The organism is Vibrio sp. 1CM24A, from assembly GCF_023161725.1.
Classification (GTDB): Bacteria; Pseudomonadota; Gammaproteobacteria; order Enterobacterales; family Vibrionaceae; genus Vibrio; species Vibrio coralliirubri.
Map to the genome: position 1 here is coordinate 398,502 of NZ_JALNTS010000006.1, position 25,318 is coordinate 423,819.

Below are 25,318 nucleotides of genomic sequence, written 5' to 3' on the forward strand. Positions count from 1 at the left end.
AAAGCACATTGGGCAACCTTAAGCGCAAGCTTGAACTGTATGAAAAAATATTTCAGGCTTTTGGGCCTGGAGTATCACATTGTCAGGTCAACCAACTGGCCACACTGCTGCACGTGAGTGAACGTCACGTTCAGACCTTACTCAAAGCGATGATAACGCAAGGTTGGATTGAGTGGCAAGCTAGCTCAGGCCGAAGTAAGAAAGCACAGCTGACGTGTCTGGTTGAGCCCATTGAGGCGTGTTACCAATACGCACAAACCCAAGCAGACGCAGGCAACATAGAACAGGTGTTTAGCACCTTGAGCTTCAATGGCCGCAATGCTGGCGCTGAGTTGCAAGCCTTTCTAAGCAGCACCAATCCGTCGGCGCAGAATATCGCGTATATCCCATTTCACCGAGAGCTCGAGACTCTTCACCCTCAACGAGTACTTAGACGCACCGAACGTTTCTTAGTGATGCAAGTTTGCCAACGCCTAACCTCCGTTAAGCACGGCAAACTCAGCGGCGATCTGGCTTATCATTGGCAGCCTAATCTAGATGCGACACAGTGGCACTTTCAAATTCGCAATGGTGTTCACTTTCATAACGGTCGAACACTCGAACCTCAAGACATAGCACGCAACCTTAACTCGCTCTGCCAAAGCAAAATATGGCGTCGCTGTTATCAGCATATTGATGAGGTCTCTGTCTCAGCAGGCAATGTGGTTGTCGTAAAGTTGAATCAACCTGATTGGCATTTACCGCGCCTACTTGCTAGGGCTGAAGCCTCCGTATTCGATCACTCATCACCGACTGATAGGCTGATTGGATCTGGCGCGTTCTCATTGGACATCTTCTCAAGCAAGATGTTGAGATTGAGCCGCAATAGCGCCTATTCACACAGCACGCCGATTCTCAATCGAGTCGAGTTGTGGGTCTATCCGGAATGGGCACAGAGCAAAGCCTGCGCTCAAAATCAGGTGTGCGTGAAACTGCCCGAGAAGACGACCACCGTGCGTGGGGATGGCCATGCTTCCCAACCGGATTTCGGCTCAACCTTCTTTAAGATTCAAAACCCGATGTTGTCGAAAACCGTTCGTGAGTTCACCGTTGAAGACACCTCTGAATGCCAAACCCTTTTCGAGCAGTTGTCAGTGTCTGGCGACCACAAAACCAGCGTGGAATATGGGCACTACTTAACTAACTACCTAACAACCAAAGACGTCGCGCTATGCAGCATTATTGATGAGAACGACACCTTCACTTCGTGGTTAAGCTTTTTCACTCGCTTCCCGTTTGAGGAATTAACTTTACCTTCTGAGATACTAGAGACAATCGAACAAGGCTTAGCTTCAATAACAAACCAGCCCAACTTTGAGTTAGCGATGAATGCGCTGTTGGCACTTCGGCATTGGTTGAATGACTCTGGGGTTGTGGTTGAGCTCAAGCAAGAGGCGTTCAACTTAGAGGTTTCTGAAAAGATACACGGCGCACAAGTGAATGGTTTCGGTTGGTGTGAGCTCGACAAGCTGTGGATTAGCCATTTGTAAGTCTAGTCGTGTTCAAAATAAGTCATTAGGCACAGAGACTTATCTTTAACACTCCCCTGCCAATAGCAAAGAAATGGGGTGCTAATGTACTCTCGAAGTGAGACTCAACAAATATAAGCACAGACTAAATAGACCCCATAAGAAGGTAAACCATGACTCGACACCTAACAGGCTCATTACTGTTTCTTTGCGCATTCTCTTTTAACAGCATGGCGAGCACCCAATGCGACGCGCTAACTGGCTGTGAAAAGAAGTTCTGTGAGATCGAATATCAAATTAAGAAAGCGGAACAGTACGACAATCAGTACAAAGTGGAGCGATTAACAAAAGCGTTGAAAGCGGCGAAAGAGAACTGCACCAATGAAGGTTTGAAAGACGACCTCCGTGAAAAAATCGAATCCAGTGAGGAAGATTTGGCCGAATACAGAGCCGACTTTGAAGAAGCCAAACAAGACGACAAAGCCGATAAGATCCAAAAGTACCAACATAAGATCGACAAGGAACTGCGCAAGATCGATAGCTTAAAGCAGGAACTGGCTGAAATTCCCTAAACCGCTGTTGCGATCAATTCAAAACTAAATACAGTCAGCCAAAAACAAAAATGGTCTTACTGATTCGTAAGACCATTTACAATCTACCGTTAAAAACAGTAGCCAGAATTAAAACGACTAATCCTCAGATCCTAGAGTGCGAAGCTCTAAGTCTTCAGCTTATCCTGCCAATGCTAATTCAGACTCTTTATAGATACGGTTAGCCACTTTGTATGCAGCCGGAGACATCAGTGTCTCTTTGCATCTGCGCTTAAACTGCTCGACTTCAATCGTTTGTTCTTCCAGTAAATAGCACAGCTCACTCAAATAGTTAGCTTCAAACACAGCTTGACCAAGTGGCGTGCATTCGTATCGGATCGACTCTTGGTAGCCAATTGCGGTCAACACTGATTCTGGCAGCTCCCAGAACTTAGCAATAGTGTAAGTCAGGCGAATAGAGTAGCTGTTCATCAGGCGCTTCAATGCTAACGAGTTAGGCGGAACAGAAGGATCAACATGCTTGAAAGCTTCTACCATCATCTGGAAAATGATCATCTTGCCTAAGTTGCGAATTAACCCAACAAAGTATGCCGCCGCTTGCTCTTCTTGGGATAAAGAGTCTTTCATCAACTCCTTAGAAAACGACGCGGTTTGAACACTGTGATTCCAAATTTTCTCACCGAAATGACGCCAGTAAATATTGTTCCCCGGCGTGAAGTTCTTCATGTAGCTATTCACTACTCCTTCAACAAGCCCTTGAGAACCCATATTTAGGAATGCTGTTTTTAGGTCGGTAACCTGTTTTTCATTGCGTTTGTAAAAGGCGCTATTTGCCAACTTAATCACATCGGCAGCCATACTCGGCTCACGCTCAATCACTCTTAACAGTGCATCGACATCAAACTCATCGCTCTGTAATTCTGCCATTAACGTGGTCACAGAGGCTGGCATCACTGGCAGTTCATTAAGCAAGGCTTTTGGAGAGCGAATCAAACGTTCGATCTGACAAGCGACAAAATCACTAAATGGGTCTGACTCCGTTCGAAGACGAGACTCTCCAAACAAATAATCAAGAAACTCACCATCGTGAAGGCTAAGCGTCTTATCGACGATTAATGATGATGGCTGAGTGGACGACGGCGGAACAAAGATTGAAGACTGAACAGAATCAGTAGCAACGGTTTGTTGTTGCTCTTGTTGGGCAGGCTCTGCAGAGGGTTTGTTTTTTGAATCAACAAAAGGTGAGAATAGTGCCTGCAATACCCTTTTAAACATCAATACGGCTCCTAGATGATTATCAAACAATTCGGGATATATAACGGCGGTGATTATCGCACAGTTAATTCATAAACCACACAATGACAAATGAATCATTAATTTCTCAGCTGTATAGGATCTGTTACTCAACAGGCTGCGAGACTGTGCCTACCAGCACTCACTAGAAACAAAAAAGCGAGCACATAACGCTTGCTCGCTCTTATATAGGTTAGATGCATGACAATATCTAAAGTTAACTCTGGGCTACTTCTAGTACGATCTTACCGACGTGTTTTTTCTTCAAAAATTCATCTTGTGCAGTATGAATTTCAGCCAACGGGAAAGACTGTGCAACGATAGCGCCAATCTGCTGCTTCTCAATACGGTTGATTAGATTCTGGAATACTTGTGGTTCTAAAACCGTGCAACCAAAAAAACTGAGATCCTTGAGATACAAAGTGCGAACATCAAGCTCAACCATAGCGCCACCAATCGCGCCAGATACGGCATAACGACCGTGTGGTTTCAGCACTTCAAGGAATTCCGGCCACTTATCACCGGCGACTAAGTCGATAACCACATTCACACTGCTTTCGCCTAGCGCTTTAACCAAATCCGCATCACGAGCAATCACTTCATCAGCGCCAAGTTCAAGTAACTGTTGGTTCTTGCTTGGGCTAGTGATGGCAATAACATACGCGCCGCGAGCTTTTGCTAGCTGAATAGCCGCAGAGCCCACACCGCCCGATGCACCTGAGATAAGCACGCGATCACCTTCAACCACATTCGAGCGAGTGAACATGTTCTCTGCTGTTGAGTAAGAACATGGGAAAGACGCTAGCTCAACATCCGACATAGAACTGTTCACCGCGTAAGCATGCTTAGCTGCTACTTTGGTGTATTCAGCGAAACCACCATCGCACTCAGAACCGAAATACCATGGCTGTGGCAGATCTCGTCCATATACTTCTGTTAAACAAGGTTCAATCAGAACACGCTCACCAATACGCTCAGCCGAAACTTCGTTACCAACGGCTACGATGAAACCACACACGTCAGCACCTTGGATTCGAGGAAATTTCAACGCTTCACCCGACCAACTGGCATCGTCTGAATCGTCACTTTTTGAGTACCAACCGATTCGTGTGTTGATATCTGTATTATTAACACCTGCTGCCATGACTTTGATCAGCACTTCATTAGGTTCAATTTGAGGAACAGCGATATCTTCGCGGTAGCCCAGCATTTCTGCTCCGCCGTGACCTAGCATCTCTGCACCTTTCATTGTTTTTGGTATCTCGAAATTCATACTGTTTCCTTGAGTAATTTTGTCACCATATTCTGTGCCGATGCCACTGCTTCTTCGCCTAAGACTGGCCACGCGCTTGATACGCCTTCATGAAGTAAAAACAGCGGTGTCGCGAGATCCTCTCGCAGGCTCTGCTTGCCTATTAGCAAACGAACTTGTTCTTTATGCTGTGTAACCGCTTGGCTGATAAGCTCATTATCGGGAAACGCGGCCATCGCATTCATCGACATACACCCGTGCGGCGCATATTCTTCTAACCATTGTTGGAGCTTGTTGAAGATATGAGTAACCGATTCGAGCCCCTTTTCAGGCGACGTTTCCAACAAGAAATCTAGGTAACGTTGGTGTCGATACTCCAAGGCACCAACGATCATCGCTTCTTTTGAAGGGAAGTGTTTATACAAGGTTCTTAGGCTTACATCGCACGCTGTTTTCAGCTGTGCAACGCTCGGCTCAGCGAAACCTTGTTGGCTGAACGCTACTTCAAGGCTTGCTGCAATCTGTTCTCTCAACATAGTGCTCTCTCAATACCCGACAAAGGGTAGAATGATTGTTCTACTTACAGAGTAGAACGATCACTCTACCCCTGTCAATATCCAAATTTACAAACCAAGAAATGATAAATTCCGCGCCAAAGAGGACACGGAATTTATCAATACAGATGAGAGACTTAGCGTTTAAGCTGGAGTCGACTGCGTATCGTCACCAGAACAGATAACGCGCCACAAAGTACCAACACCACACCTAGATCTTGGAGCATTCCCGCTAAAGCTAGCCCTGAGCCAATCAAGGTGTAATACATCAAACCAAACAGTGCGCCTGCACTTCCCGCTTGAGATTGGTAGCTGACTAATGCGCGACTCAACACATTGGGGATCGCAATACCAAATGCCATGACCACCAGCATCATCGGGAGTAAAAACCATATTGAGTGTTGTGAAAAATAGACACCCACCGCACCTAATGTTTGAAGCCCTGCTGCGATACCAATCAAAGACATTGAAGACACTTGTCGCTTCAACAATGTCTTGTTCACCAAGCTTCCTAACAGGGTCCCGAATCCAAGCACAATGCCGCTGTAGCCAAACTGCTCGACGCTAAATCCAAGTTGAATGAAGGCAAATGAACCCAATTGATAATAAGAAAACAGCGCAATATTGAACGACGCGACCAGCAACGCAGACATCCATATATCGCTATCTTTGATCATGTGAATACTGAGTGACTTTAACTGCAATGGCTGCCTAGATTGTTGCGTTTCAGGCAATGACCATAGGCTATGTGCCAACAACGTTAACACCATAATAAACAGGGCAATAAACACATATTGATGCCCGCCCGCTTGGCTTAATTGACCGCCAAGAAGCAGCCCAATGATTGGGCTAATCGACAGCCCCATGCCCATGTAACCAAACACCTTGGCCAATTCAGCGCCGCTAAAGGCATCGCGTAACATGGTTTGTGTCACCACCGAGCCAACCGCAAGCCCGAAAGCGCCCATGGCTCTGGCTATCATCAACCAAGCAAAGCTATTGGTTTGCATTGCGATCAGAGCAGAACTGGCGAATAACCCCAAGCCCAATAACATGGTTGGCCGGCGTCCCCATTTGTCTGCCAATATCCCCCATACCACCACACCGAGCGCAAACGCTGAGAAGTAGATCGAGAGGGTTTGCGCTGCTTGTGCGTAACTCACATCAAAGGATTTCGATATTGAATCCAGAGTCGGGCTATAGATGGTTTCTGCGATTTGAGGGAACATCAGCAATAGCACCATTTGCCATAAAGAAGGTTTTGTTTTCATCATTTTTCCAAGACCAGTGAACTTGACGAGGAGTCTAGGGGAAACTAACCTTGGCTCGTTAACAACATTAAAACCAAAAACAACAAGATTAGGACAAATGGCATTAATCAGCGAAACGATTGAGTTTGATGCAGACAGCTTACCTGCGCCCATAATAGGGATTGCGGCAGAGCTAGGTCAGCATGACTCAGGAATACATCACCACGTAAAAGGACAGCTGCTGTATGCTCCGCAAGGCTGCATTACCTTGACCTTAGAAAACGCCATTTGTATTTTGCCGCCGACTAAAGCCGTGTGGATCCCGCCTTATACCAAGCATCGAGCGCAGATGACCAATGTGGTTGCTTATCGGTCGCTCTATTTTGATAGCAGTATTTACACCTGCCCAGAAGCGATTGAAATTGTGGAAGTGAATGAGCTTTTAAAAGCCCTGATCAATAAGATGGCTTTCTGGGATTGGGACGTTGCCCGCGAGCAAACCACCAATACTGCCAACCTATTCTGGGAAGAGTTTTACAGCGCTAACCAACACTCGTTTATCTTGCCTCTACCGACAGATCGCCGCTTTAAAGGCTTTTGTAAACGAGTCCGAACCGCTTCCTTTCTTGCCCCAGCCCTCTCGACATTAGCGAACTCGGTTGGCGCAAGCACCAAGACGATTACTCGATTATTCAAAGCCGAAACAGGCATGACTTATCAAGAGTGGCGACAGCAATGGCGCTTGTTTAAAGCGATTGAACTGCTCTCAGAAAACCGACAAGTCGGTGATGTGGCACATTTGCTAGAGTTCTCATCCAACAGTGCGTTTATCGCTTTTTTCAAACAGCAAACCGGACAAACTCCGTTGGCCTTTACCAAGTTAGGGGTGTGATTGTAGTAATCCAAACTCTTAGGTTTTACTGAGCTCAGACACAAAAAAAACCAGAACATGAGTTCTGGTTTTCAAAAGTATTTTAAAGCTAGATGCCGTCGTTACTTAGTGTAGAAAGCGCGTTTCAATGCCATCTCTAAACCACGAACTTCAGCTAAGCCTTTCAATCGACCAATCGCCGAATAACCTGGGTTAGTGGTTTTCTTAAGGTCATCCAGCATTTGATGACCGTGATCCGGACGCATTGGAATTAAGCGGTGATCGCCCACTTCTGCACGACGATTTTCTTCATCCAAAATGGCCATCACAACGTTGTACATGTCCACATCACCATCTAGGTGCGCTGCTTCATGGAATGTCATTGGGTTGCTCTCTTCACGCTTAGTTGAACGCAGGTGCGTAAAGTAAATTCGGTCACCGTGCTTTTTGATCATATTAACCAGATCATTGTCACCACGAACACCGTATGAACCCGTACACATCGTCAAGCCATTCATCTTGCTTGGCACATGTTCGGTCAACCAATCAATGTCTTCGATCGTTGAAACGATGCGAGGCAAGCCTAGAATTGGACGCGGTGGATCGTCTGGGTGAACCGCCATCTTCAAGCCATTCGCATCACAGATAGGCATCAGCTCAGCGAGGAAGTAAGACATGTGCTCACGTAGCTTGTCTTTGTCGATTCCCGCATAGCGATCTAGCTGTGCTTGAAACGCTTCTAGTGTGTAACCTTCTTCAGCGCCTGGCAGGCCAGCGATGATGTTATTAGTCAGTTGCTGAATTTGCTCTGGCGTCATGTTGTTGAAGTAATCCAACGCTTGAGCTTGCTCTGATTCTGAATAGTCCGATTCTGCACCTGGGCGCTTCAAGATATGCAGCTCAAATGCCGCAAACGCGATTTGGTCAAAACGCAGTGCGCGCGAGCCATCAGGCATTTCAAATTCTAAATCGGTACGCGTCCAGTCCAACACTGGCATGAAATTATAACAAACCGTATCGATGCCACACTCAGCAAGGTTAGACAGAGTTTGCTTATAGTTATCAATCCACTGCTGGTAGTTGCCAGTTTGAGTTTTGATCTCTTCGTGCACAGGCACGCTTTCTACGACCGACCACGTTAAACCTTTCTCTTCGATAATGGCTTTACGCTTAAGGATTTCTTCTTTTGTCCAAACTTCACCATTTGGAATATGGTGCAGTGCATTCACAATACCAGTTGCGCCCGCTTGACGAATATCGTCTAGCGAAACTTGATCATTAGGGCCGTACCAACGCCACGTTTGTTCCATGAGACTTACCTTTCTTTAAGACGCACTTAGCCGGCTCGAATTAATCAAGCTAAATGCAATAACGACTTCTTAATGGCAGCAATGACAATTACTGCCCGAGATAGCACCGGTCTACGCCGGTCTAAAGACGATTACCTATCTACAACCTAGTGAATGAATCAGCTTTCAAGAGGAGCCTTGTCGCTGAATTCAACATTAGCTTCAGAACTAGCTTTCTGAGCTAAGCAGCACCACTGGGTTGGAGCTAAATAAGTAACCATCAAAGTTGGGGTCATCAATGTCTGACAGCGCTAACAAACGCTGTTTAACATTCTCAAGGTGTTGCCACATTGCGTTCTTAGCAGCGACAGGGTCTTTGCGCTGTAAGGCGGCGAGGATACGAGCGTGATCATCTAACCATTCTTCACGGTAATCTTGACCACTGATGTGAGAGTGGAGTTTATTCCACATTGGACTCTTTTCGCGTCGCTCCCAGGATTGTTTCAACATATCTACCAGTACAGAGTTTTGAGTTGCCTCTGCAATACACATGTGAAATCTTTCATCTCCGCTGCAATCGGTGGTGCCGCTTGCAAGCTCTTCGCGCTCGAGTTCGAGTGCAGAGCGCATCTTAATGATGTCGCCCGGAGTGACCTGAGTTGCCGCAAACTCCGCGATATTACTTTCTAGTAATTGGCGGGCCTGCAGCATCTCGAATGGACCAGCGTCATCGCTGACCACATTCTCGCGAGAATGAGTTGGAATGTTCAGGACATAAACACCCGACCCTTTTTTCACCTCAACTAAGTTTTCAAGCTCCAGCATGATGATCGCTTCACGCACCACAGTGCGGCTTACATCTAGACGATCAGCAATATCGCGTTCTGGAGGCAACCTATCTCCGACCTTATACAGGCCTTCAATCAGTTCTTTTCTTAGTACTAACCCTATCTCCTGATAAGGTCTTTTCGGCTCGAAAGGCATCATGATGATATTGTCACTTCTTTCCATTGTATTTCTCTCGCCATCATAATGACCAAATATAATTGGTCAACCTCTATATCCTAAAATGCAGTAACACCTTGTTTTTGTATTACTCTTTTTTCTATATTTGCTCGTTATTCAACAGCCTGAATACGGTCAATCAATGCGCTCAATTCTGGGTCCGCTTTATCTAGCGCGTCGTACATAGGTTGAACCGCTAGTGCGAACGCAGCTTTGTCTGGTTCCACAAAAGTAACGCCCATTTTCTCGGCTTTAGCACGCTCTTTTGCTTCCGATTCAGCCCACAATTTTTTCATCAATTCAGATGAATCACTTGCCGCCTTCATTAGCGCATCTTGTTGTTCTGTAGTCAGTTTATCGTATGCTTTGGTTGAGATAACCAACACATCCGGAACCATCGTATGCTCATCTAAGCTGAAGTATTTAGACACTTCACTGTGACGGCTCAAGCTGAAAGAAGGAATGTTATTTTCAGCCGCATCTACGACACCTTGCTGCAGTGCTGTGTACAACTCACCGTAAGCTAGTGGCGTTGGGTTACCGCCTAACGCTTTCACCATCGCAATTGCTGATGGGCTTGGTTGAACACGAACTTTCAAACCTTTCAGATCTTCTGGTGTGTTAATTGGCTTGTTGGTATAGAAGCTACGCGCACCAGCGTCGTAGTAAGTCACACCAATAAAGCCGCTATCACGAGAAGAGTTAAGAATGTCACGGCCGACTTCACCATCAGTCACACTGTAGTAGTGCGCTTGATCGCGGAATAAGTAAGGCATGTTGAATGATGAATAAGCAGGAGAAAAAGCTTCTAGCTCAGCAGCATTACTTTTCACCATATCTAAAGCGCCGTTCTGCATCAGCTCCATAGATTCACGCTGTGTACCCAATTGAGCATCAGGGTAAATACGAATACGCACCTCACCATCAGTCAATTCACGTACTTCTTTCGCCATAAACGTCATCGCTTCATGTACTGCATGGTCACGAGGGTGGTTATGGCTCAGTTTCAATGTTGTCGCTGCATAAGCAGAAGCTGTTGCTCCAAAAGTCAAAGCAGCACCGACAACCGCACTAATCAAAGTTTTACGCGTCATCATCATTCTTATTCTCCGTGGATTGGTTATCCAAAATGTAGGGTGTTTTTTGTTATGGGCTCATATTGGGGCTCAAAAAAGGAACCGTCAAAGCTGAAATTAAAATTGATTGACCAATATCACAATAAAAACCCATAAATTGGTCAACCAAAACCATTTGTGAAGTTGCTCACGCCAACCAAAAAATGAATAGCTTATGATTCAGCCAGATTTTTGAACATCCCATCCCTACATAGAAACAATTTCTTACATTGGTAAACCAATTGTTATGAGATACGCAATTTTGTTGAAAGGAAATAAACATGAATAAATTGGTCAGTTACATAAATAGAGGGTTGGCCGCCTTTACAGTGTCTCTATCGTCTTTCTTAGTACTGTGTGTGATATGGCAGGTTTTATCCCGCTATGTTATTGGCAAACCAAGTACTGTTACCGACGAGCTCGCGCGTTATCTCTTTATGTGGGTAGCCTTAATTGGTGCTGCTTACACTACGGGTCTGAAACGCCACCTTGCCATCGATCTGCTTACGATGAAGCTGACTGGCAAACGCAAATTAATCAACGAAATCGTTATCCAAATAGCCATCGCTTCTTTCTCTTATATCGTTCTGGTACACGGTGGAAGCCAACTTGCTGCCAAAACGCTTGCGATGGGACAGCTGACTCCCGCTCTAGGTTTAGAAATGGGTTACATCTACTTCTGCTTACCGATTAGTGGCGCTTTGATGATTTTTTACTCCGTCGTATTTACCTACGAACGCGTTAAACAATTAATGTCAGGTGACGATTTGATCACCGACTCACAACTTGATTGATAGAAGGATTTCACAATGGAATGGCAAGTAATACTGACCTTATTCGGTAGTTTCGCTGTACTGCTTACAATCGGTGTACCGGTCTCTTTTGCGATTGGTTTATCGTCACTAGCAACCATCTTAATGAGCTTACCGCTTGAGCCTGCAATCGCTGTAGTTGCTCAACGTATGGCCGCTGGCCTTGATAACTTTGCACTATTGGCAATCCCGTTCTTCATTTTGGCGGGCAACATCATGAACCAAGGCGGTATCGCGCTGCGTTTGATCAACTTCGCGAAAGTGTTGGGTGGTCGTCTACCGGGTTCATTGGCACACGTAAACGTGATGGCAAACATGATGTTTGGTTCTATCTCTGGCTCAGCGGTTGCGTCGGCGGCTGCAGTGGGTGGCACCATGTCTCCTCTGCAAAAGAAAGACGGCTACGACGAAAACTTCTCTGCTGCGGTAAACATTACTTCGTGTCCTACTGGTCTATTGATTCCACCAAGTAACACGCTGATCGTTTTCTCGTTGGTTTCTGGTGGTACTTCAATTGCGGCGCTGTTCTTGGCGGGCTACATCCCAGGTATCTTGATGGGATTAAGTATCATGATTGTGGCGGGTATCATTGCGAAACGTCGCGGTTACCCAGTGGCAGCGCGTCCATCATTATCAATGGTTTGGGATACCTTCCTAAAAGCGGCACCTTCTTTAGCACTGATCGGCATCATCATGGGCGGCATCATTGGCGGTATCTTTACTGCAACTGAGGCTTCCGCAATTGCTGTGGTATACACGTTTGTTTTAGCTGTGCTTGTCTACCGTGAAGTGAAATGGGGCGATATTCCAAAGATCATCCTTGAGTCTGCAGTAACAACATCTATCGTTCTATTACTGGTTGGCGCATCAATGGGCATGTCTTGGGCAATGGCGAACGCCGATGTGCCTTACATGATTGCTGATGCATTACTGGCGGTTTCTGATAACCCGCTAATGATTCTGTTGATCATCAACATCATCCTACTGATTGTGGGTATCTTCATGGATATGACGCCAGCGGTACTTATCTTCACGCCAATCTTCTTACCAATCGCTTTAGACCTAGGCATCGACCCTGTGCACTTCGGCATCATGATGACCTTCAACCTTGCTATCGGTATCTGTACACCGCCAGTAGGTAGTGCTCTGTTCATTGGTTGTTCGGTTGCCAACATTGCCATAGACAAAGTCATCAAACCTTTGCTGCCATTCTACGCAGCACTGATTGCAGCCTTGATGGCCATTACTTTTATCCCTGAGCTGAGCTTGTTCCTACCTGAATTGGTACTGGGCTACGGTTCGTAATTTGGTCACAGATACATTCTAAGACTGCTAAACACCCAAACGTTTTACCAAATAATAAAATCCCGCTGGTTCGCTGGCGGGAAAAGGAACTGAATAATGAAGACTGTTGCTAACTCTACGCTGCCAAACACTGTATTACGACCTGACTACGACCGTTCAGCACTCCAAAGCCGTATCGTGCACCTTGGCTTCGGTGCATTTCACCGAGCGCACCAAGCGCTGTTCACCAATGAAATGCTCAGCAAAACCAACACTGATTGGGGCATTTGTGAGATAAACCTATTCGGCGGCGAAGACCTAATTGAATCACTTCGCGCGCAAGACCACCTTTACACCGTAGCTGAAAAAGGCGCTGAATCCACAGACGTTAAAGTGATCGGCTCAGTAACCGAATCTCTTCACCCAAGCCTAGATGGCATCGAAACCGTATTAGAAAAAATGGCCGAGCCTCAAGTGGCTATCGTTTCTATGACCATCACAGAGAAAGGCTACTGCGCTGACCCAGCGACAGGCAAACTCGACAAAAATAACCCATTAGTCATCGCGGACTTAGCTAACCCAACTCAACCAAAATCGGCGCTTGGCTACATTGTGCAAGCGCTAAAAATTCGCCGCGAACGTGGCTTAACACCATTCACGGTTATGTCTTGCGACAACGTGCAAGAGAACGGCCATGTAGCAAAAGCAGCGATCATTGAGTTTGCTCAACTGCTTGACCCAGAATTACGTGATTGGATTGAAACCAATGTCACCTTCCCATGCACCATGGTTGACCGCATCGTACCCGCAGCAACCGAAGAAACACTGACAGAAATTGCAGAACTGCTTGGTTGTGAAGACCCATGTGGCATCGCCTGTGAACCCTTCCGCCAATGGGTGATTGAAGATAACTTTGTGGCAGGTCGTCCAGATTGGAATGTCGCTGGCGCAGAGTTCGTCGAAGATGTAGTGCCTTACGAAGAGATGAAACTGCGCATGCTCAATGGCAGTCACTCTTTCCTTGCTTACCTTGGATACCTTGGTGGCTACGACCATATTTCAGACACCATGACAGATGCAGGCTACCGAAAAGCCGCTTTTGACATGATGATGAAATCCCAAGCACCTTCGTTAACCATGCCTGAAGGGACTGATTTAGAAGGTTACGCAACTTTGCTGATCAACCGCTTCACTAACCCAAGCTTGAAGCATAAGACATGGCAAATTGCGATGGATGGCAGCCAGAAGATCCCTCAACGTATGGGTGGCAGCTTACGATTCCATTTAGAGCAAGGCTCAGATTTCTCGTGGCTTGCAACCGCCATCGCTGGCTGGATGCGTTATGTATCTGGCGTTGATGAGCAAGGCAATGAGATTGATGTTCGCGATCCAATGGCAGATACACTTCGTCAGATCTGCGACCAGCATGGACTCAATGTTTCTGTGGTTCCGGCATTGCTTGCGGTTGAAGCTATTTTCCCTGCAGAGCTAGGCCAAAACCCGCAGGTCATTGATGCAGTAAGTTCAGCGTACCAATCATTAATTGAACACGGTGCCGTTGCGACCGTGGCTGCGTTATAAGGAGTACAAACAATGAAGAATTTCTTATGTGAAGACTTTTTACTGTCGAATGAGACTGCACGCCGTTTGTACCACGAACACGCAAGCCACCAGCCAATTTATGACTATCACTGCCACCTAAACCCGGCAGAAGTGGCTCAAGATCGTCAGTTCGAAAACATGTCTAAGATTTGGCTTGAAGGTGACCACTACAAATGGCGTGGTATGCGTTCAGCAGGGATTGATGAGCGTCTGATTACTGGAGGCGCTAGTGATTATGATAAGTTCATGGCATGGGCTAAAACCGTCCCTCAAACCTTGGGCAACCCACTTTACCACTGGACTCATTTAGAACTACGCCGCCCATTTGGTATTACTGGCACTCTCTTTGGTCCAGAAACCGCAGACCAAATTTGGCACGAAGGCAACGAGCTGTTAGCGACACCAGAATTTAGTGCTCGCGGCATCATGAAGCAAATGAATGTGGTGATGGCAGGTACGACAGACGATCCAATTGATTCTCTTGAACACCATAAAGCGATCGCTCAAGACAATTCATTTGATGTGAAGGTTCTACCAAGCTGGCGCCCAGATAAAGCGTTCAAAATTGAACTTGATGGCTTTGCTGATTACCTACAAAAATTAGGCATGGTTGCTGACGTTGAGATCACTCGCTTCCATCATCTATTGAGTGCTTTAGACAGCCGCCTAACGCATTTCAACGACCATGGTTGCCGTGCAGCAGACCACGGTATTGAAGTGGTTCGCTACGCACCTATTCCATTAGAATCGGATTTGGATGCCCTGTTAACTCGGCGCCTCAACGGCGAAACGCTCACAGAGCTGGAATGTGCGCAGTTTTCAACAGCGGTTCAAGTGTGGCTAAGCAAGCGTTACGCCGCAATGGGTTGGGTAATGCAGCTTCACATTGGTGCTCAGCGCAATAACAACACGCGTATGTTCCAACTGTTAGGCGCAGATGCAGGGTTTGATTCGATTAGCGATAAGACGTTTGCCTTCGAATTGGCTCACCTGTTAGACGAGATGGATCAAAGCAACGAGTTACCTCGCACCATCCTTTACTGCTTAAACCCTCGCGATAACGAGATGATGGCAACTATGATTGGTAACTTCCAAGGTGGCGGCATCGCGGGCAAAGTTCAGTTTGGTTCTGGTTGGTGGTTCAACGATCAGAAAGACGGCATGCAACGCCAAATGGAACAGTTATCTCAACTTGGTCTGCTTAGCCAGTTTGTCGGCATGCTGACTGACTCTCGCAGCTTCTTGTCGTACACACGCCACGAATACTTCCGCCGAATTCTGTGTGACATGCTTGGTCGTTGGGCTGAAAACGGCGAGGTGCCAAACGACATGTCACTGCTTGGCCCTATGGTCGAAGACATCTGCTTTGGTAACGCAAAACGCTACTTCGAAGAGAGGGCGTAATCCATGAAACATATCGCCATTATTGGTGAGTGCATGATCGAGCTTAACGGCAAACCGTTCGGCTCAATGCATCAAACGTTTGGCGGAGACACACTCAATGCTGCGGTCTATTTAAGCCGCGGCTGCGAGGCCAACCTCAATCAAGATGACATCAAAGTGTCCTACGTCACGGCTTTAGGCGCAGACCTGATTAGCAAGGGAATGTTAGAACGCTGGCAACAAGAAGGGGTGTCGACTGACCTTGTTCTTCAAGACAGCCAACGTACTCCAGGCCTGTACCTGATTCAGCTTGATGACGCAGGTGAACGTACCTTTCTGTATTGGAGAAATCAATCGGCTGCGCGCTACCTACTGCAGCACCCTGATTTCAATCAGATAAAGCAGGCACTGCGCAATGTCGATATGGTCTTTCTCAGCGGTATCACATTAGCGATTCTGCCTGAGCAAGATCGTATCGAGCTATTGAACATCTTGGTTGAGTTGAAGACACAAGGTGTTGAGATTGCCTTCGACAGTAACTTCCGCCCTGCACTTTGGCCACAGGACGAAAACCAAACCGTCAAAAACAGCTACCAAGCCATGTATACATTGACGGATTTAGCGTTAGTAACATTCGATGATGAACAGTTGATTTGGGGAGATAGCTCTCCAGAGCAAACTATCGAACGTCTAACGACGCTGGGTGTTAAGCGATGCATCGTCAAACTGGGTGCAGATGGCTGTCTCATTCAAGATGCCAAAATTCAGGGTGACATAAATCCAGATTCTGGTACCGCTTCGGATCCACGGGCGGTGCCGACCCTACCTGTTGAACATGTCGTTGATACGACCTCGGCAGGAGACTCATTCAATGGTGGATTTTTATCTGCTTACCTTGCGGGCGAAGACTTAACAAAGTCATGCCAGCGCGGCAATGCCATGGCAGGCGTCGTTATCCAACATCGTGGTGCCATTATTGCAAAAGAACTAACTCAAGCGGCCATCACAGCCATTTAAGGAATACCAATGTCTAACATCAAACAACAACTGAAAACACTGAAAGTTATCCCTGTGATCGCTATCGACAACGCTGAAGACATCATCCCTCTGGGTAAAGTGTTAGCTGAGAATGGTTTACCTGCAGCAGAAATCACATTCCGTTCGGAAGCTGCAGTTGAAGCTATTCGTCTACTCCGTGAATCACAACCAGAGATGTTGATCGGCGCGGGCACTGTGCTCAATCGTGAGCAAGCTATCGCGGCCAAAGAGGCAGGCGCAACGTTCGTCGTTTCCCCTGGATTTAACCCAAACACGGTAAGAGCCTGCCAAGAGATTGGTATTGATATCATTCCTGGGGTCAACAACCCGAGTACAGTAGAAGCCGCTCTAGAAATGGGTTTAACCACATTGAAGTTCTTCCCAGCTGAAGCATCAGGTGGCATTAACATGGTTAAGTCACTTCTTGCGCCTTACACGGATATTGAGATCATGCCGACAGGTGGCATTAACCCAAACAACATTAAAGACTACCTAGCGATACCTCGAGTACTCGCATGTGGTGGTACTTGGATGGTGGATAAGAAGCTAATTGAAGAAGGCAATTGGGAAGAGCTGGCTCATTTAACTCGTGAAGCCGTTAAGCTAGTCAATTAAACCTAATGCAATAGCACCTTTAGCGTTATATCTAGCCCTCCTTTTGGAGGGTTATTTTATGATTGAGCATTATTCTCTCAAAGTTAATATTTAATCGTGCTCGATAGCATCTAAAAATAAAGGCTAAATATGGAAAACTGGATAACACAAGGAGTTGGCGGCCTGGCTTTTTGTATCGGTGTTATGGCCTTTTGGCAAAAAGATGATATGCGTTTTCGCTACCAGATGATGATCTTTTGTTTTGTCATGAGTGTCCATTTCATATTAATGGGTGCCATAGTGGCGGCTATAGGCGTAATTATTAATGCTATTCGCAGTTACGTATCGATAAAAACTCAATCACGCAAAGTGATGTGGTTCTTCATCGGGTTAATGTGGTGCATGACTTTACCCAACATGAATCATTTCTTTGAGTTTATTACGGTTGTTGGTTCATCCGTTGCGACATGGGCACTCTTTTCAAGACAAGGCATCGCATTGAGGTCCTTGATCTTATTCAATTCCTTCTGTTGGGCTAGCCATAACATTTGGATTGGTTCGATTGGCGGGTCCTTTGTCGAAATCACCTTTATTGTCACCAACATGCTCACTATCTATCGTTTACATCAGCGCAGATTGTTAACTATAAAATAGGCAATATATTTTTTATTCTAGATTTAAAATATGGAAGTAATACATCACTAATTAAATGGGGAATTAATTGGATATCAAAAAATTAAATCTAGTTAAGTTTACGTTATTTAAACATCGTCAATATATTTCCAATACTAAATTGAATTAAATCACCAATTAAATTTATATGGTGATCCAAATCTTTAGTTTGATTTGTTTTGGTTAACCAATAATCCATTAATTATTAAAATTGGTCATGTACTTATTATTATACCAACAATAGGACCGTGACCATGAAGCGTCTTACCCTGACACCTATAGCAATCGCGTTACTTCTTGCAGGATGCAACTCATCTGATAGCGACAATAACTTCCAACAGCCCCAAGTTCACTCTCGTGTTCATGATGTATTGAGCGTTGAGGGCTACCAATTCCGAGATTCTAACGGCAATGGAACACTGGAACCCTTTGAAGACTGGCGATTATCTCCAGAAGAGCGAGCAGCAGACTTGGTTAGCCGCATGACGCTAGATGAGAAAGCCGGCATGATGCTCATTGACACCTTAAACTCGTCCGAAGGTGGGCTTGTTAGCAGCACAGGGCAAGACATGATTGCCGATGCCCAAATGACGCGCTTTATCTTCCGTAACACCGTTATCGAAACACCAATGAATGCACCTGACTGTGATTCTGGCCGTTCAGGCTGTCAGATAACCCCAACAGAAGCTGCCCAGTTCATGAATAGTGTTCAAGAACTGCGTGAACAAACTCGAATGGGTATCCCCGCTCTATTCAAGTCCAATGCTCGTAACCACATTGATCCATCGGCAAAAGCAGGGATCAACGTTTCTTCAGGTGCCTTTTCGGCTTGGCCTAAAGAGGCCGGTTTAGCAGCCACTCGCGACATGGATTTAATCACTGAATTTGCTGGCATCATGAATGAAGAATGGTCTTCAATTGGCCTGCGCAGTATGTACGGATACATGATGGATTTGGCGACAGAACCTCGCTGGTATCGTGTGCACGAAACCTTTACCGAAGATGCAGATTTAGCGTCTGACATTATGCGTTCACTGATCAAAGGCTTGCAGGATGGCGGTGAGGTCAACGAAGACAGTATCGCGCTAACCATCAAACACTTCCCTGGCGGCGGCCCACAAGAAAACGGCGGTGACCCACACTATGACTTTGGTAAGAACCAAGTCTATCCAAAGAACAATTTTGATTACCACCTAAAACCGTTTATTGCTGCGATTGAGGCTGGCGCTTCTTCAATCATGCCTTACTACGGCATCCCTGTAGATCAAAAGTGGATGCCAAACGATGTTGGCATGTCCTTCTCAAAAGGTATTGTCACCGACCTGCTCAGAGACGAATTGGGCTACACAGGTAACGTGAACTCAGATACCGGCATTATTGGTGAGCGAGCATGGGGTGTAGAACACAAAACGATTGATGAGCAAGTTGCAATGGCGGTCGAGGCTGGAGTCGATGTTCTTTCAGGTTTTCATGATAAAGAAGTCATCGTGAAACTGGTCGAAAAGGATCTGATCACCGAAGAGCGTGTCGACCTATCAGTAACACGCTTACTTGAAGAACAATTCAAGCTTGGCCTTTTCGAAAACACTTACGTTGACGAGAAAAAAGCCCAAGAGATTTTAGGCAATGAGAAGTACCAAGAACGCGCTGATTACGCACAGAAAAAGTCTGTCGTCTTACTTCAAAATACCAATAAGACTTTACCTTTAGCTGAATCAACCGCACAAGCTCCTGTTGCTCTGTATGTCATGGGAATGGACGAAAACATTGCTGGAGACGACAAGTACAACTTTACTGTGATTTCCGGTGATTACGAAGCGGGAGAAACGCGTCCACCAGTACCAGCCGATACGGACTATGCGGTTATTCGTGTTCGCGTATCTAACGAAGGTTCAGATCCTGATCTTATCTTTGGTGGTGCGAACCCAGACGAACTCGATATTCTTGCATTCAGTGAAATGGCTACAGCTGCATCTTGGCATATTGAACCAAGCCTAAGCGACATCAAAGCCGTTATGGACGAAGTGGGTTCTGACAAAACGGTCTTGTCCATCAACTTTAGACAACCCTTCGTGTTAGACGATCAAAGTAACCTTAAGCAAGCAGGCGCCGTGATAGCGACATTTGGTGTCTCGGACAGCAACCTAATGGAAGTGCTTTCAGGCAATTTTGCTCCTCAAGGAAAACTGCCATTTGCTTTAGCGAACAGCGCCCAAGCCATTCAAAACCAAGACTCAGATTACCCTGGGTATGATCAAGCCGACACCCTTTACCCGTTCGGACATGGTTTAAGTTACGAATAATATTTGAGCTAATTCAGGCAGTGTTGAGCACTGCCTTTCCTTCTTAGATACCGAGGACAAAGTCATGGAACATATCTTACAACTGGGTTGGGATGATCACGCTATTCCACATAAAATCTGGATAGAACAATACTACGATGGGTGTCGTATCTGCTTGAAAGTCGTAAAAGACGTTGAGCCAGAAATGCTATCATTGATTGTTCCAAATATTGATGTGCAAACCGCTCATAAGGCGTGGCAAGGCAAAGCGACGAACATTACACCAGCCTATGATGACGGCGTGTTGTTCACTCAAACTCGCTCGCTATTCAATTTACCTCACGGCTGCGTGATTTGGGCGGTAACACATATCCAGATGCAAAACGGCTTAAAAATGTCGGCAGACAAATTGTGCTTCGTACCAAAATACAGCAATCAAGATTCTTGTTTTAAGGTTCCTGCATAACGCAACGAGAAGCTGAGTCGCTTATCCAACTTGGTGCTAATCTGCAAAGAATCATAAAAAGGCCAGCGTATAAACGTTGGCCTTACTGCTATCTGTTACTCGTCAGAATTCAGAACTAATCAATCAACACCAAAGAATCGAGAATCCCTTTTCCACTGTGGATTCCACCTTCATTTTCGCTAGCGGGTTTGCTGCGGATTAAATAGCCCGCGTAGCCGTCTAGCTCTGTTACTGGTTTACCTTTGAAGTAAGCGGTAAACAAACCCACTTCGCTAACTAAGTCTGTCACGAGCGTTTGTTGAGTGTCACGCACTGCAATGGTCGGCACGTCACGTTCATGCGGGTACAAGCGCTGCATCAATGCCCACGCGTCGTACTCTTCTGGTTTAAGCTGACTCAGTTGCTCGCTGATGTCATCACCGAATACACAGTGGCCGCCGCCCTCGCCCTGGTTTTTTAACACCCACTCTTGCTTATCAGCTTGTGTGTTAAACCATTCAATTGCTTCACTGGTGATAGGCTTCATATCAGCCAGAACACTCTTGACCAGTTCGGCTTCTTCTAGCGTTAAACCCCAACGTGCGTATTCTGATGCAGGCATCATGGTTAGCAGCATTTGCATGGTTTTACTGGTCGCTAATTGCTGGCTGATGGTCGCGTTCATTGCGACATGGTGTTGTTCCATAAATAAGCGAGTCTGACTTAGCGTGTGGCAACAAACCGATTCATTTAACTCTGGAGCCCAGTAATCGGAATACTGGTAGCCAGCTCTTAGGTACACCACATCGACAGCGCCGACATCTTTCAGTAACAAGCGTTGATTATCACCCGATGAAAGCTGACAGCTCAATTGTTCAAAAGTACGACGAACCGTGCGAATACCCTGTTTTTGTAGCTCAACTTCAAGCAAATGTTGGTCATATACGTTGTCTTCGTTCTTCTGCACCACCATCAAGAAAACTGGTTTATCTTGCTCATTGAAGTCAGCTTTCACTTGCCTTGCAGCATTAGCGACACCATAAGCTAACTGGGTTAAACCTTGGTTTTCAGCCGGTGTTGCTGACGGGTCTTCCAACCAATGGTTATACACGTTTGGCCATTGGTTTTGCATGAATGAGTGGAATTCTGTTGCTCGTTGACCAAAAGGCGCCATCCCTGCCGCAATACCATTAAACTCAATCACTTTTGCACCGTGTTGGCGATCGTCCATGAAATCAGTGCGCATCAACAATAAAGGTTGTCGCGCTGGATTCAAGCAATCATCCGCACTGCCGTGTGCTTGTTGATGCAACTCCATCAGACGACCAAAAAACGGATCGGCTTTCGCCATATCGCTCAATGAAGACTGTAAAAAGTCATGATCCTCGGAAACATTATTGATGAGCTTGGTGATCAGCGGCGTCACCTTCAACAGGTGTTCAAAAACCTCACGCTCAATACTCATTGGAGCAAGGCTAAAAGGGCAATGTCTCGCAGTATTGTCAGACTGACGAAAAGCGACACCGTGCATAATTGCCCACTCACAAGCATCTTCAATAACTTGTTGCGGAATCGATGGCATTGGATTCATTTAGATATCTCATTCTTGGCGGGCATTTGGCACCCGTAATAAGACGATGCTCATTCGAAAAAGACGAAATAAATTTTAAAAAGTTATTTCGCCGTTTTGATCATCGTAGCTCGCGGTTTATAGCTGAGGTTCTTGGGTCTTATTGACTATGAGGTCGCGAAGCCATTTGTGGCTTGGTTCAGAATCAAAGTAACGATGCCAAAGCAGAAACAAACCACCGGGAACCAACTCAATGGGAATCGGTTTCATCACCAGTTCGCCACTCTCAATATAGTCACGAACCGAGTTGTACGGATAACACATCAGCAAATCGCTTTGTTTGCACAGCTTTACTGCGCTGGTGATGTCCGACACGTTGGCGGCTTTGTTAATTTGAAGCTGTTTGGCTTGCAAGATTTCCAGTAGCAGCCAGTCGCCAACGCCACCCGTCACTAACTGAATATGACGATATTTAAGGAAGGCTTGCAGATTCCACTCTTCTTGAAGCACTGGGTGATCATTACGCATCAAACACACAGAGTAATCTTGCAGCAACTCGACATGGTTCAGCTCAGCAGGGATGTTTTGAATGTGGGTACTCGCCCTTTCATCGAGCTCAAAAATTCCAATCCCGAAATCGACCTCACGCTTTAGTAAGCGCTTAAAAGTTTCGCTACTCCAAGTTGTGCTGTTTACCGTAATGTTCGGCGCATCTGCTAGCGCGTTAGGCATAAATTTAGGGTAAATCGCGGTATAAGCGGTTTCGACTAGATCGATATTAAAAGTGCGCTCGCTGTCTTTCGGCTCAAAAATGTCCGGCACGGTTAGCTGTTCAACTTGCAGAAGGATCTGATGAATCTTAGGCGCTAAAGAGGTGGCTTTCGGGGTTGGAAACAGGCCTTTTGACTCACGTTCGAACAGCGGGTCATCAAACAGAGAGCGTAGCTTGGTGAGTTGCTTACTCACCGCGGACTGACTAAGGAATAATCGCTCTGCCGTTTTGCTCACGCTGCGCTCTTCAAGCAACACGTGTAAACACAGCAGTAAATTCATATCACATTTGAGTAAGCTCTTAACATCTACCATGATATTCCTTAGATTCAGATTAATGATGACTTTATGTCACTTTAAATCATATCACAAACTTGTTAATTTAAGCCCATGTAACCTATGAGTTAATAACTCAAAAAAATAATAAACCTAAGGAATACTCATGAACTTTCTAGCACTCCCTAAGATTGATCTGCACTGCCACCTAGACGGAAGCGTTCGTCCAGACACTATTATTGATCTGGCGAAACAGTACGGAATCGAACTTCCAGAAGACCGTGAAGCGGTAGTAAAGTCTCTAACAGTGCCTGAAGATTGCAAAAACCTTGATGAGTACCTAGCTTGCTTTAGCCTGCCACTGCAAGTGATGCAAACGGAAGAAGCGATTGAGCGTATCTCTTTTGAGCTTTACGAAGACGCAGCACTAGAGAACGTTAAATACCTAGAAGTTCGTTTTGCACCGATTCTTCACGTAAACAAGGGCTTGTCTCTTGATGCGATCATCGCAAGTGCGGTTAAAGGCATGAAGCGTGCAGAAGAGAAATACGACATCAAGGGCAACTACATCATGTCTGTACTGCGTATGTTCCCGAAAGATTCGATCAAAGACGTGATCGATGCTGGCCAACCTTACCTAGGTAAAGGCGTGGTTGCATTTGATATCGCTGGCGGTGAAAAACCGGGCTTCTGCGCTGAATTCCCTGAGTACACGCAATACGCTATCGAACAAGGCTACCGTGTTACGGTTCACGCTGGTGAGCAATGGCATGGTCAAAACGTTTACGATGCAGTCACTATGCTAGACGCTGAGCGTATCGGCCACGGTGTTCACATCCAAGGCAACGAAGATGCGTACAACATCGTTAAAGAGAAGCAGGTTGCACTTGAGACTTGCCCAACAAGTAACGTTCAAACTAAATGTATTCACCAATTCAGCGACCACCCAATTGCTGAATTCAAGAAAGACGGCATCGTTGTAACCATCAACACAGACAACCGCACAGTGTCGAACACAACCATGACTAACGAAGTGAAGCGTGTGTGTGAAACATTCGGTCTGACAAAAGTAGATTACGCTGAAATCTACAAGTACTCTGTAGAGAGCGCGTTTGCTTCAGATGAAGTGAAACAGCACCTAATGGGTTTCGTTGAGCAAATCTAATTTGGTAAAGCGTGCCTATTGCTGAATTGCTAGTCTCACTTGGCATTGGTGCTCAAGGGCAAAAAAATAGGAAGAGAAAGGCTGAGGCTTTTCTCTTTTTTTATGTCTGTATATCCGTATGCTAATACCGATATTGATTCGGAAGATATAAATAATGAAAACAGAACTCGAAAAAATGCTGTCTGGCGAAGTTTTTGACGGTGCCGATCATGAAATTGACCAAATGCGCACTCATGCAAGTAAAGCTCTGACAGATTTCAATCAATGTTCCGACGACACTCAACAACCGAGCCTTCAAGCAAATCTATTTGGCAAAATAGGCAGCAGTGTTGTGCGTCCTCCTTTCCATTGTGAGTTTGGTAAAACCATCGAGATTGGTGACGATACCTTCATCAATATGAACGTGGTAATGCTTGATGGCGCGAACATCAAGATTGGTAACAATGTTTTGGTGGGGCCAAGCGTTCAGTTTTATACGGCTTCTCACTCTCTGGATCACCGTAGTCGTCGTAAATGGGAAACCTTCTGCTTTCCAATTATCGTTGAAGACGATGTATGGATTGGCGGAAACACAGTCATCAACCAAGATGTGACTATTGGTGCTCGCTCTGTTATCGCGGCTAACTCTGTGGTCAACAGCGACGTACCGCCAGACTGTCTATACGGTGGCACACCGGCGAAGTTGATTCGATACTTGAACACTGAGCAACCAAGTAACGACAACGAATAAACACGA

Annotated in this window: 23 protein-coding genes; 14 read left to right on the forward strand and 9 right to left on the reverse strand. The window is 45.9% G+C overall.

What is annotated here, in order from left to right; all coding sequences use genetic code 11:
* Nucleotides 1-8 precede the first annotated feature (8 nt).
* Both MSG38_RS15670 and MSG38_RS15675 read left to right on the forward strand, forming a co-directional pair.
* Entirely contained in the window at nucleotides 9-1,529 is a 1,521-nt protein-coding gene (locus MSG38_RS15670; RefSeq protein ID WP_248402182.1) for an SgrR family transcriptional regulator, read from the forward strand.
* A 152-nt stretch (nucleotides 1,530-1,681) separates the two neighbouring features.
* A complete protein-coding gene (locus MSG38_RS15675; protein ID WP_248402183.1) occupies nucleotides 1,682-2,080 on the forward strand; it encodes a DUF1090 domain-containing protein in 399 nt (132 codons plus the stop codon).
* 159 nt (nucleotides 2,081-2,239) lie between these two features.
* Here the strand turns inward: MSG38_RS15675 and MSG38_RS15680 are convergent, their stop codons facing one another.
* The 4 genes from MSG38_RS15680 to MSG38_RS15695 form a co-directional block, all read right to left on the reverse strand.
* Nucleotides 2,240-3,334 (reverse strand): HDOD domain-containing protein, encoded by a 1,095-nt coding sequence (locus MSG38_RS15680; RefSeq protein WP_248402184.1) that lies wholly within the window; start codon nucleotides 3,332-3,334, stop codon nucleotides 2,240-2,242.
* 235 nt (nucleotides 3,335-3,569) lie between these two features.
* On the reverse strand, nucleotides 3,570-4,625 hold the full coding sequence (locus tag MSG38_RS15685; RefSeq protein WP_172378579.1) for an alcohol dehydrogenase family protein: 1,056 nt from the start codon (nucleotides 4,623-4,625) through the stop codon (nucleotides 3,570-3,572).
* Nucleotides 4,622-5,140, reverse strand: a complete 519-nt coding sequence (locus MSG38_RS15690) for a TetR/AcrR family transcriptional regulator (RefSeq protein WP_017085532.1) — start codon at nucleotides 5,138-5,140, stop codon at nucleotides 4,622-4,624. The genes MSG38_RS15685 and MSG38_RS15690 overlap by 4 nt, the downstream gene beginning before the upstream one ends.
* 155 nt (nucleotides 5,141-5,295) lie before the next feature.
* Nucleotides 5,296-6,429 (reverse strand): multidrug effflux MFS transporter, encoded by a 1,134-nt coding sequence (locus MSG38_RS15695; protein ID WP_248402185.1) that lies wholly within the window; start codon nucleotides 6,427-6,429, stop codon nucleotides 5,296-5,298.
* Between the two features lie 97 nt (nucleotides 6,430-6,526).
* On the opposite strand from MSG38_RS15695, the gene MSG38_RS15700 reads away from it, so the two are divergent.
* Complete coding sequence (locus tag MSG38_RS15700; RefSeq protein WP_248402186.1) at nucleotides 6,527-7,300, forward strand: helix-turn-helix transcriptional regulator; 774 nt, start codon at nucleotides 6,527-6,529, stop codon at nucleotides 7,298-7,300.
* 101 nt (nucleotides 7,301-7,401) lie between these two features.
* Here the strand turns inward: MSG38_RS15700 and uxuA are convergent, their stop codons facing one another.
* The 3 genes from uxuA to MSG38_RS15715 all read right to left on the reverse strand — a co-directional run bounded on the left by uxuA (nucleotide 7,402) and on the right by MSG38_RS15715 (nucleotide 10,670).
* Nucleotides 7,402-8,589, reverse strand: a complete 1,188-nt coding sequence (uxuA, locus tag MSG38_RS15705; protein WP_017068145.1) for a mannonate dehydratase — start codon at nucleotides 8,587-8,589, stop codon at nucleotides 7,402-7,404.
* Between the two features lie 207 nt (nucleotides 8,590-8,796).
* Nucleotides 8,797-9,579 (reverse strand): FCD domain-containing protein, encoded by a 783-nt coding sequence (locus MSG38_RS15710; protein WP_048610343.1) that lies wholly within the window; start codon nucleotides 9,577-9,579, stop codon nucleotides 8,797-8,799.
* A 107-nt stretch (nucleotides 9,580-9,686) separates the two neighbouring features.
* Nucleotides 9,687-10,670: a TRAP transporter substrate-binding protein gene (locus tag MSG38_RS15715; protein ID WP_054542902.1), complete on the reverse strand. Its 984-nt coding sequence runs from the start codon at nucleotides 10,668-10,670 to the stop codon at nucleotides 9,687-9,689.
* 299 nt (nucleotides 10,671-10,969) lie between these two features.
* On the opposite strand from MSG38_RS15715, the gene MSG38_RS15720 reads away from it, so the two are divergent.
* The 9 genes from MSG38_RS15720 (at nucleotide 10,970) to MSG38_RS15760 (ending at nucleotide 20,821) form a co-directional block, all read left to right on the forward strand.
* Nucleotides 10,970-11,482, forward strand: a complete 513-nt coding sequence (locus MSG38_RS15720; protein WP_048609952.1) for a TRAP transporter small permease — start codon at nucleotides 10,970-10,972, stop codon at nucleotides 11,480-11,482.
* Nucleotides 11,483-11,497: 15 nt separating this feature from the next.
* Nucleotides 11,498-12,805, forward strand: coding sequence for a TRAP transporter large permease subunit (locus MSG38_RS15725; RefSeq protein WP_248402187.1), 1,308 nt, complete (start codon nucleotides 11,498-11,500; stop codon nucleotides 12,803-12,805).
* Nucleotides 12,806-12,901: 96 nt separating this feature from the next.
* The gene (locus MSG38_RS15730; protein ID WP_248402188.1) at nucleotides 12,902-14,365 is read left to right on the forward strand and encodes a fructuronate reductase; all 1,464 of its coding nucleotides are present in this window, start codon (nucleotides 12,902-12,904) and stop codon (nucleotides 14,363-14,365) included.
* Between the two features lie 12 nt (nucleotides 14,366-14,377).
* Nucleotides 14,378-15,790 carry a glucuronate isomerase gene (gene uxaC / locus MSG38_RS15735; RefSeq protein WP_248402189.1) on the forward strand — a complete coding sequence of 471 codons (1,413 nt, stop codon included), beginning with the start codon at nucleotides 14,378-14,380 and terminating at the stop codon, nucleotides 15,788-15,790.
* 3 nt (nucleotides 15,791-15,793) lie between these two features.
* A complete protein-coding gene (locus tag MSG38_RS15740; RefSeq protein WP_248402190.1) occupies nucleotides 15,794-16,786 on the forward strand; it encodes a sugar kinase in 993 nt (330 codons plus the stop codon).
* Nucleotides 16,787-16,795: 9 nt separating this feature from the next.
* Nucleotides 16,796-17,422: a bifunctional 4-hydroxy-2-oxoglutarate aldolase/2-dehydro-3-deoxy-phosphogluconate aldolase gene (locus MSG38_RS15745; RefSeq protein WP_050712314.1), complete on the forward strand. Its 627-nt coding sequence runs from the start codon at nucleotides 16,796-16,798 to the stop codon at nucleotides 17,420-17,422.
* 129 nt (nucleotides 17,423-17,551) lie between these two features.
* Nucleotides 17,552-18,055 (forward strand): YgjV family protein, encoded by a 504-nt coding sequence (locus MSG38_RS15750; RefSeq protein ID WP_050712313.1) that lies wholly within the window; start codon nucleotides 17,552-17,554, stop codon nucleotides 18,053-18,055.
* A 272-nt stretch (nucleotides 18,056-18,327) separates the two neighbouring features.
* Entirely contained in the window at nucleotides 18,328-20,376 is a 2,049-nt protein-coding gene (locus MSG38_RS15755; protein WP_248402191.1) for a glycoside hydrolase family 3 N-terminal domain-containing protein, read from the forward strand.
* 64 nt (nucleotides 20,377-20,440) lie between these two features.
* A complete protein-coding gene (locus MSG38_RS15760) occupies nucleotides 20,441-20,821 on the forward strand; it encodes a hypothetical protein (protein WP_048609959.1) in 381 nt (126 codons plus the stop codon).
* A gap of 115 nt (nucleotides 20,822-20,936) precedes the next feature.
* Here the strand turns inward: MSG38_RS15760 and MSG38_RS15765 are convergent, their stop codons facing one another.
* Together MSG38_RS15765 and MSG38_RS15770 are read right to left on the reverse strand one after the other, a co-directional pair.
* Nucleotides 20,937-22,391, reverse strand: coding sequence for a glutathione synthase (locus MSG38_RS15765; RefSeq protein WP_248402192.1), 1,455 nt, complete (start codon nucleotides 22,389-22,391; stop codon nucleotides 20,937-20,939).
* A 117-nt stretch (nucleotides 22,392-22,508) separates the two neighbouring features.
* Nucleotides 22,509-23,456 (reverse strand): LysR family transcriptional regulator, encoded by a 948-nt coding sequence (locus tag MSG38_RS15770; RefSeq protein WP_017061092.1) that lies wholly within the window; start codon nucleotides 23,454-23,456, stop codon nucleotides 22,509-22,511.
* 127 nt (nucleotides 23,457-23,583) lie between these two features.
* Between MSG38_RS15770 and add the strand changes: the two genes are divergently transcribed.
* On the forward strand, nucleotides 23,584-24,582 hold the full coding sequence (add, locus tag MSG38_RS15775; protein WP_193840895.1) for an adenosine deaminase: 999 nt from the start codon (nucleotides 23,584-23,586) through the stop codon (nucleotides 24,580-24,582).
* A 154-nt stretch (nucleotides 24,583-24,736) separates the two neighbouring features.
* Nucleotides 24,737-25,312 carry a sugar O-acetyltransferase gene (locus MSG38_RS15780; protein ID WP_061037853.1) on the forward strand — a complete coding sequence of 192 codons (576 nt, stop codon included), beginning with the start codon at nucleotides 24,737-24,739 and terminating at the stop codon, nucleotides 25,310-25,312.
* Nucleotides 25,313-25,318 lie beyond the last annotated feature (6 nt).

Bases quoted from the DNA above. Each gene is read 5' to 3' on its own strand.
- MSG38_RS15675 (WP_248402183.1), top strand. From the start codon at position 1,682: ATGACTCGACACCTAACAGGCTCATTACTGTTTCTTTGCGCATTCTCT.
- MSG38_RS15680 (WP_248402184.1), bottom strand. From the start codon at position 3,334: ATGTTTAAAAGGGTATTGCAGGCACTATTCTCACCTTTTGTTGATTCA.
- MSG38_RS15685 (WP_172378579.1), bottom strand. From the start codon at position 4,625: ATGAATTTCGAGATACCAAAAACAATGAAAGGTGCAGAGATGCTAGGT.
- MSG38_RS15690 (WP_017085532.1), bottom strand. From the start codon at position 5,140: ATGTTGAGAGAACAGATTGCAGCAAGCCTTGAAGTAGCGTTCAGCCAA.
- MSG38_RS15695 (WP_248402185.1), bottom strand. From the start codon at position 6,429: ATGAAAACAAAACCTTCTTTATGGCAAATGGTGCTATTGCTGATGTTC.
- MSG38_RS15700 (WP_248402186.1), top strand. From the start codon at position 6,527: ATGGCATTAATCAGCGAAACGATTGAGTTTGATGCAGACAGCTTACCT.
- uxuA (WP_017068145.1), bottom strand. From the start codon at position 8,589: ATGGAACAAACGTGGCGTTGGTACGGCCCTAATGATCAAGTTTCGCTA.
- MSG38_RS15710 (WP_048610343.1), bottom strand. From the start codon at position 9,579: ATGGAAAGAAGTGACAATATCATCATGATGCCTTTCGAGCCGAAAAGA.
- MSG38_RS15715 (WP_054542902.1), bottom strand. From the start codon at position 10,670: ATGATGACGCGTAAAACTTTGATTAGTGCGGTTGTCGGTGCTGCTTTG.
- MSG38_RS15720 (WP_048609952.1), top strand. From the start codon at position 10,970: ATGAATAAATTGGTCAGTTACATAAATAGAGGGTTGGCCGCCTTTACA.
- MSG38_RS15725 (WP_248402187.1), top strand. From the start codon at position 11,498: ATGGAATGGCAAGTAATACTGACCTTATTCGGTAGTTTCGCTGTACTG.
- MSG38_RS15730 (WP_248402188.1), top strand. From the start codon at position 12,902: ATGAAGACTGTTGCTAACTCTACGCTGCCAAACACTGTATTACGACCT.
- uxaC (WP_248402189.1), top strand. From the start codon at position 14,378: ATGAAGAATTTCTTATGTGAAGACTTTTTACTGTCGAATGAGACTGCA.
- MSG38_RS15740 (WP_248402190.1), top strand. From the start codon at position 15,794: ATGAAACATATCGCCATTATTGGTGAGTGCATGATCGAGCTTAACGGC.
- MSG38_RS15745 (WP_050712314.1), top strand. From the start codon at position 16,796: ATGTCTAACATCAAACAACAACTGAAAACACTGAAAGTTATCCCTGTG.
- MSG38_RS15750 (WP_050712313.1), top strand. From the start codon at position 17,552: ATGGAAAACTGGATAACACAAGGAGTTGGCGGCCTGGCTTTTTGTATC.
- MSG38_RS15755 (WP_248402191.1), top strand. From the start codon at position 18,328: ATGAAGCGTCTTACCCTGACACCTATAGCAATCGCGTTACTTCTTGCA.
- MSG38_RS15760 (WP_048609959.1), top strand. From the start codon at position 20,441: ATGGAACATATCTTACAACTGGGTTGGGATGATCACGCTATTCCACAT.
- MSG38_RS15765 (WP_248402192.1), bottom strand. From the start codon at position 22,391: ATGAATCCAATGCCATCGATTCCGCAACAAGTTATTGAAGATGCTTGT.
- MSG38_RS15770 (WP_017061092.1), bottom strand. From the start codon at position 23,456: ATGGTAGATGTTAAGAGCTTACTCAAATGTGATATGAATTTACTGCTG.
- add (WP_193840895.1), top strand. From the start codon at position 23,584: ATGAACTTTCTAGCACTCCCTAAGATTGATCTGCACTGCCACCTAGAC.
- MSG38_RS15780 (WP_061037853.1), top strand. From the start codon at position 24,737: ATGAAAACAGAACTCGAAAAAATGCTGTCTGGCGAAGTTTTTGACGGT.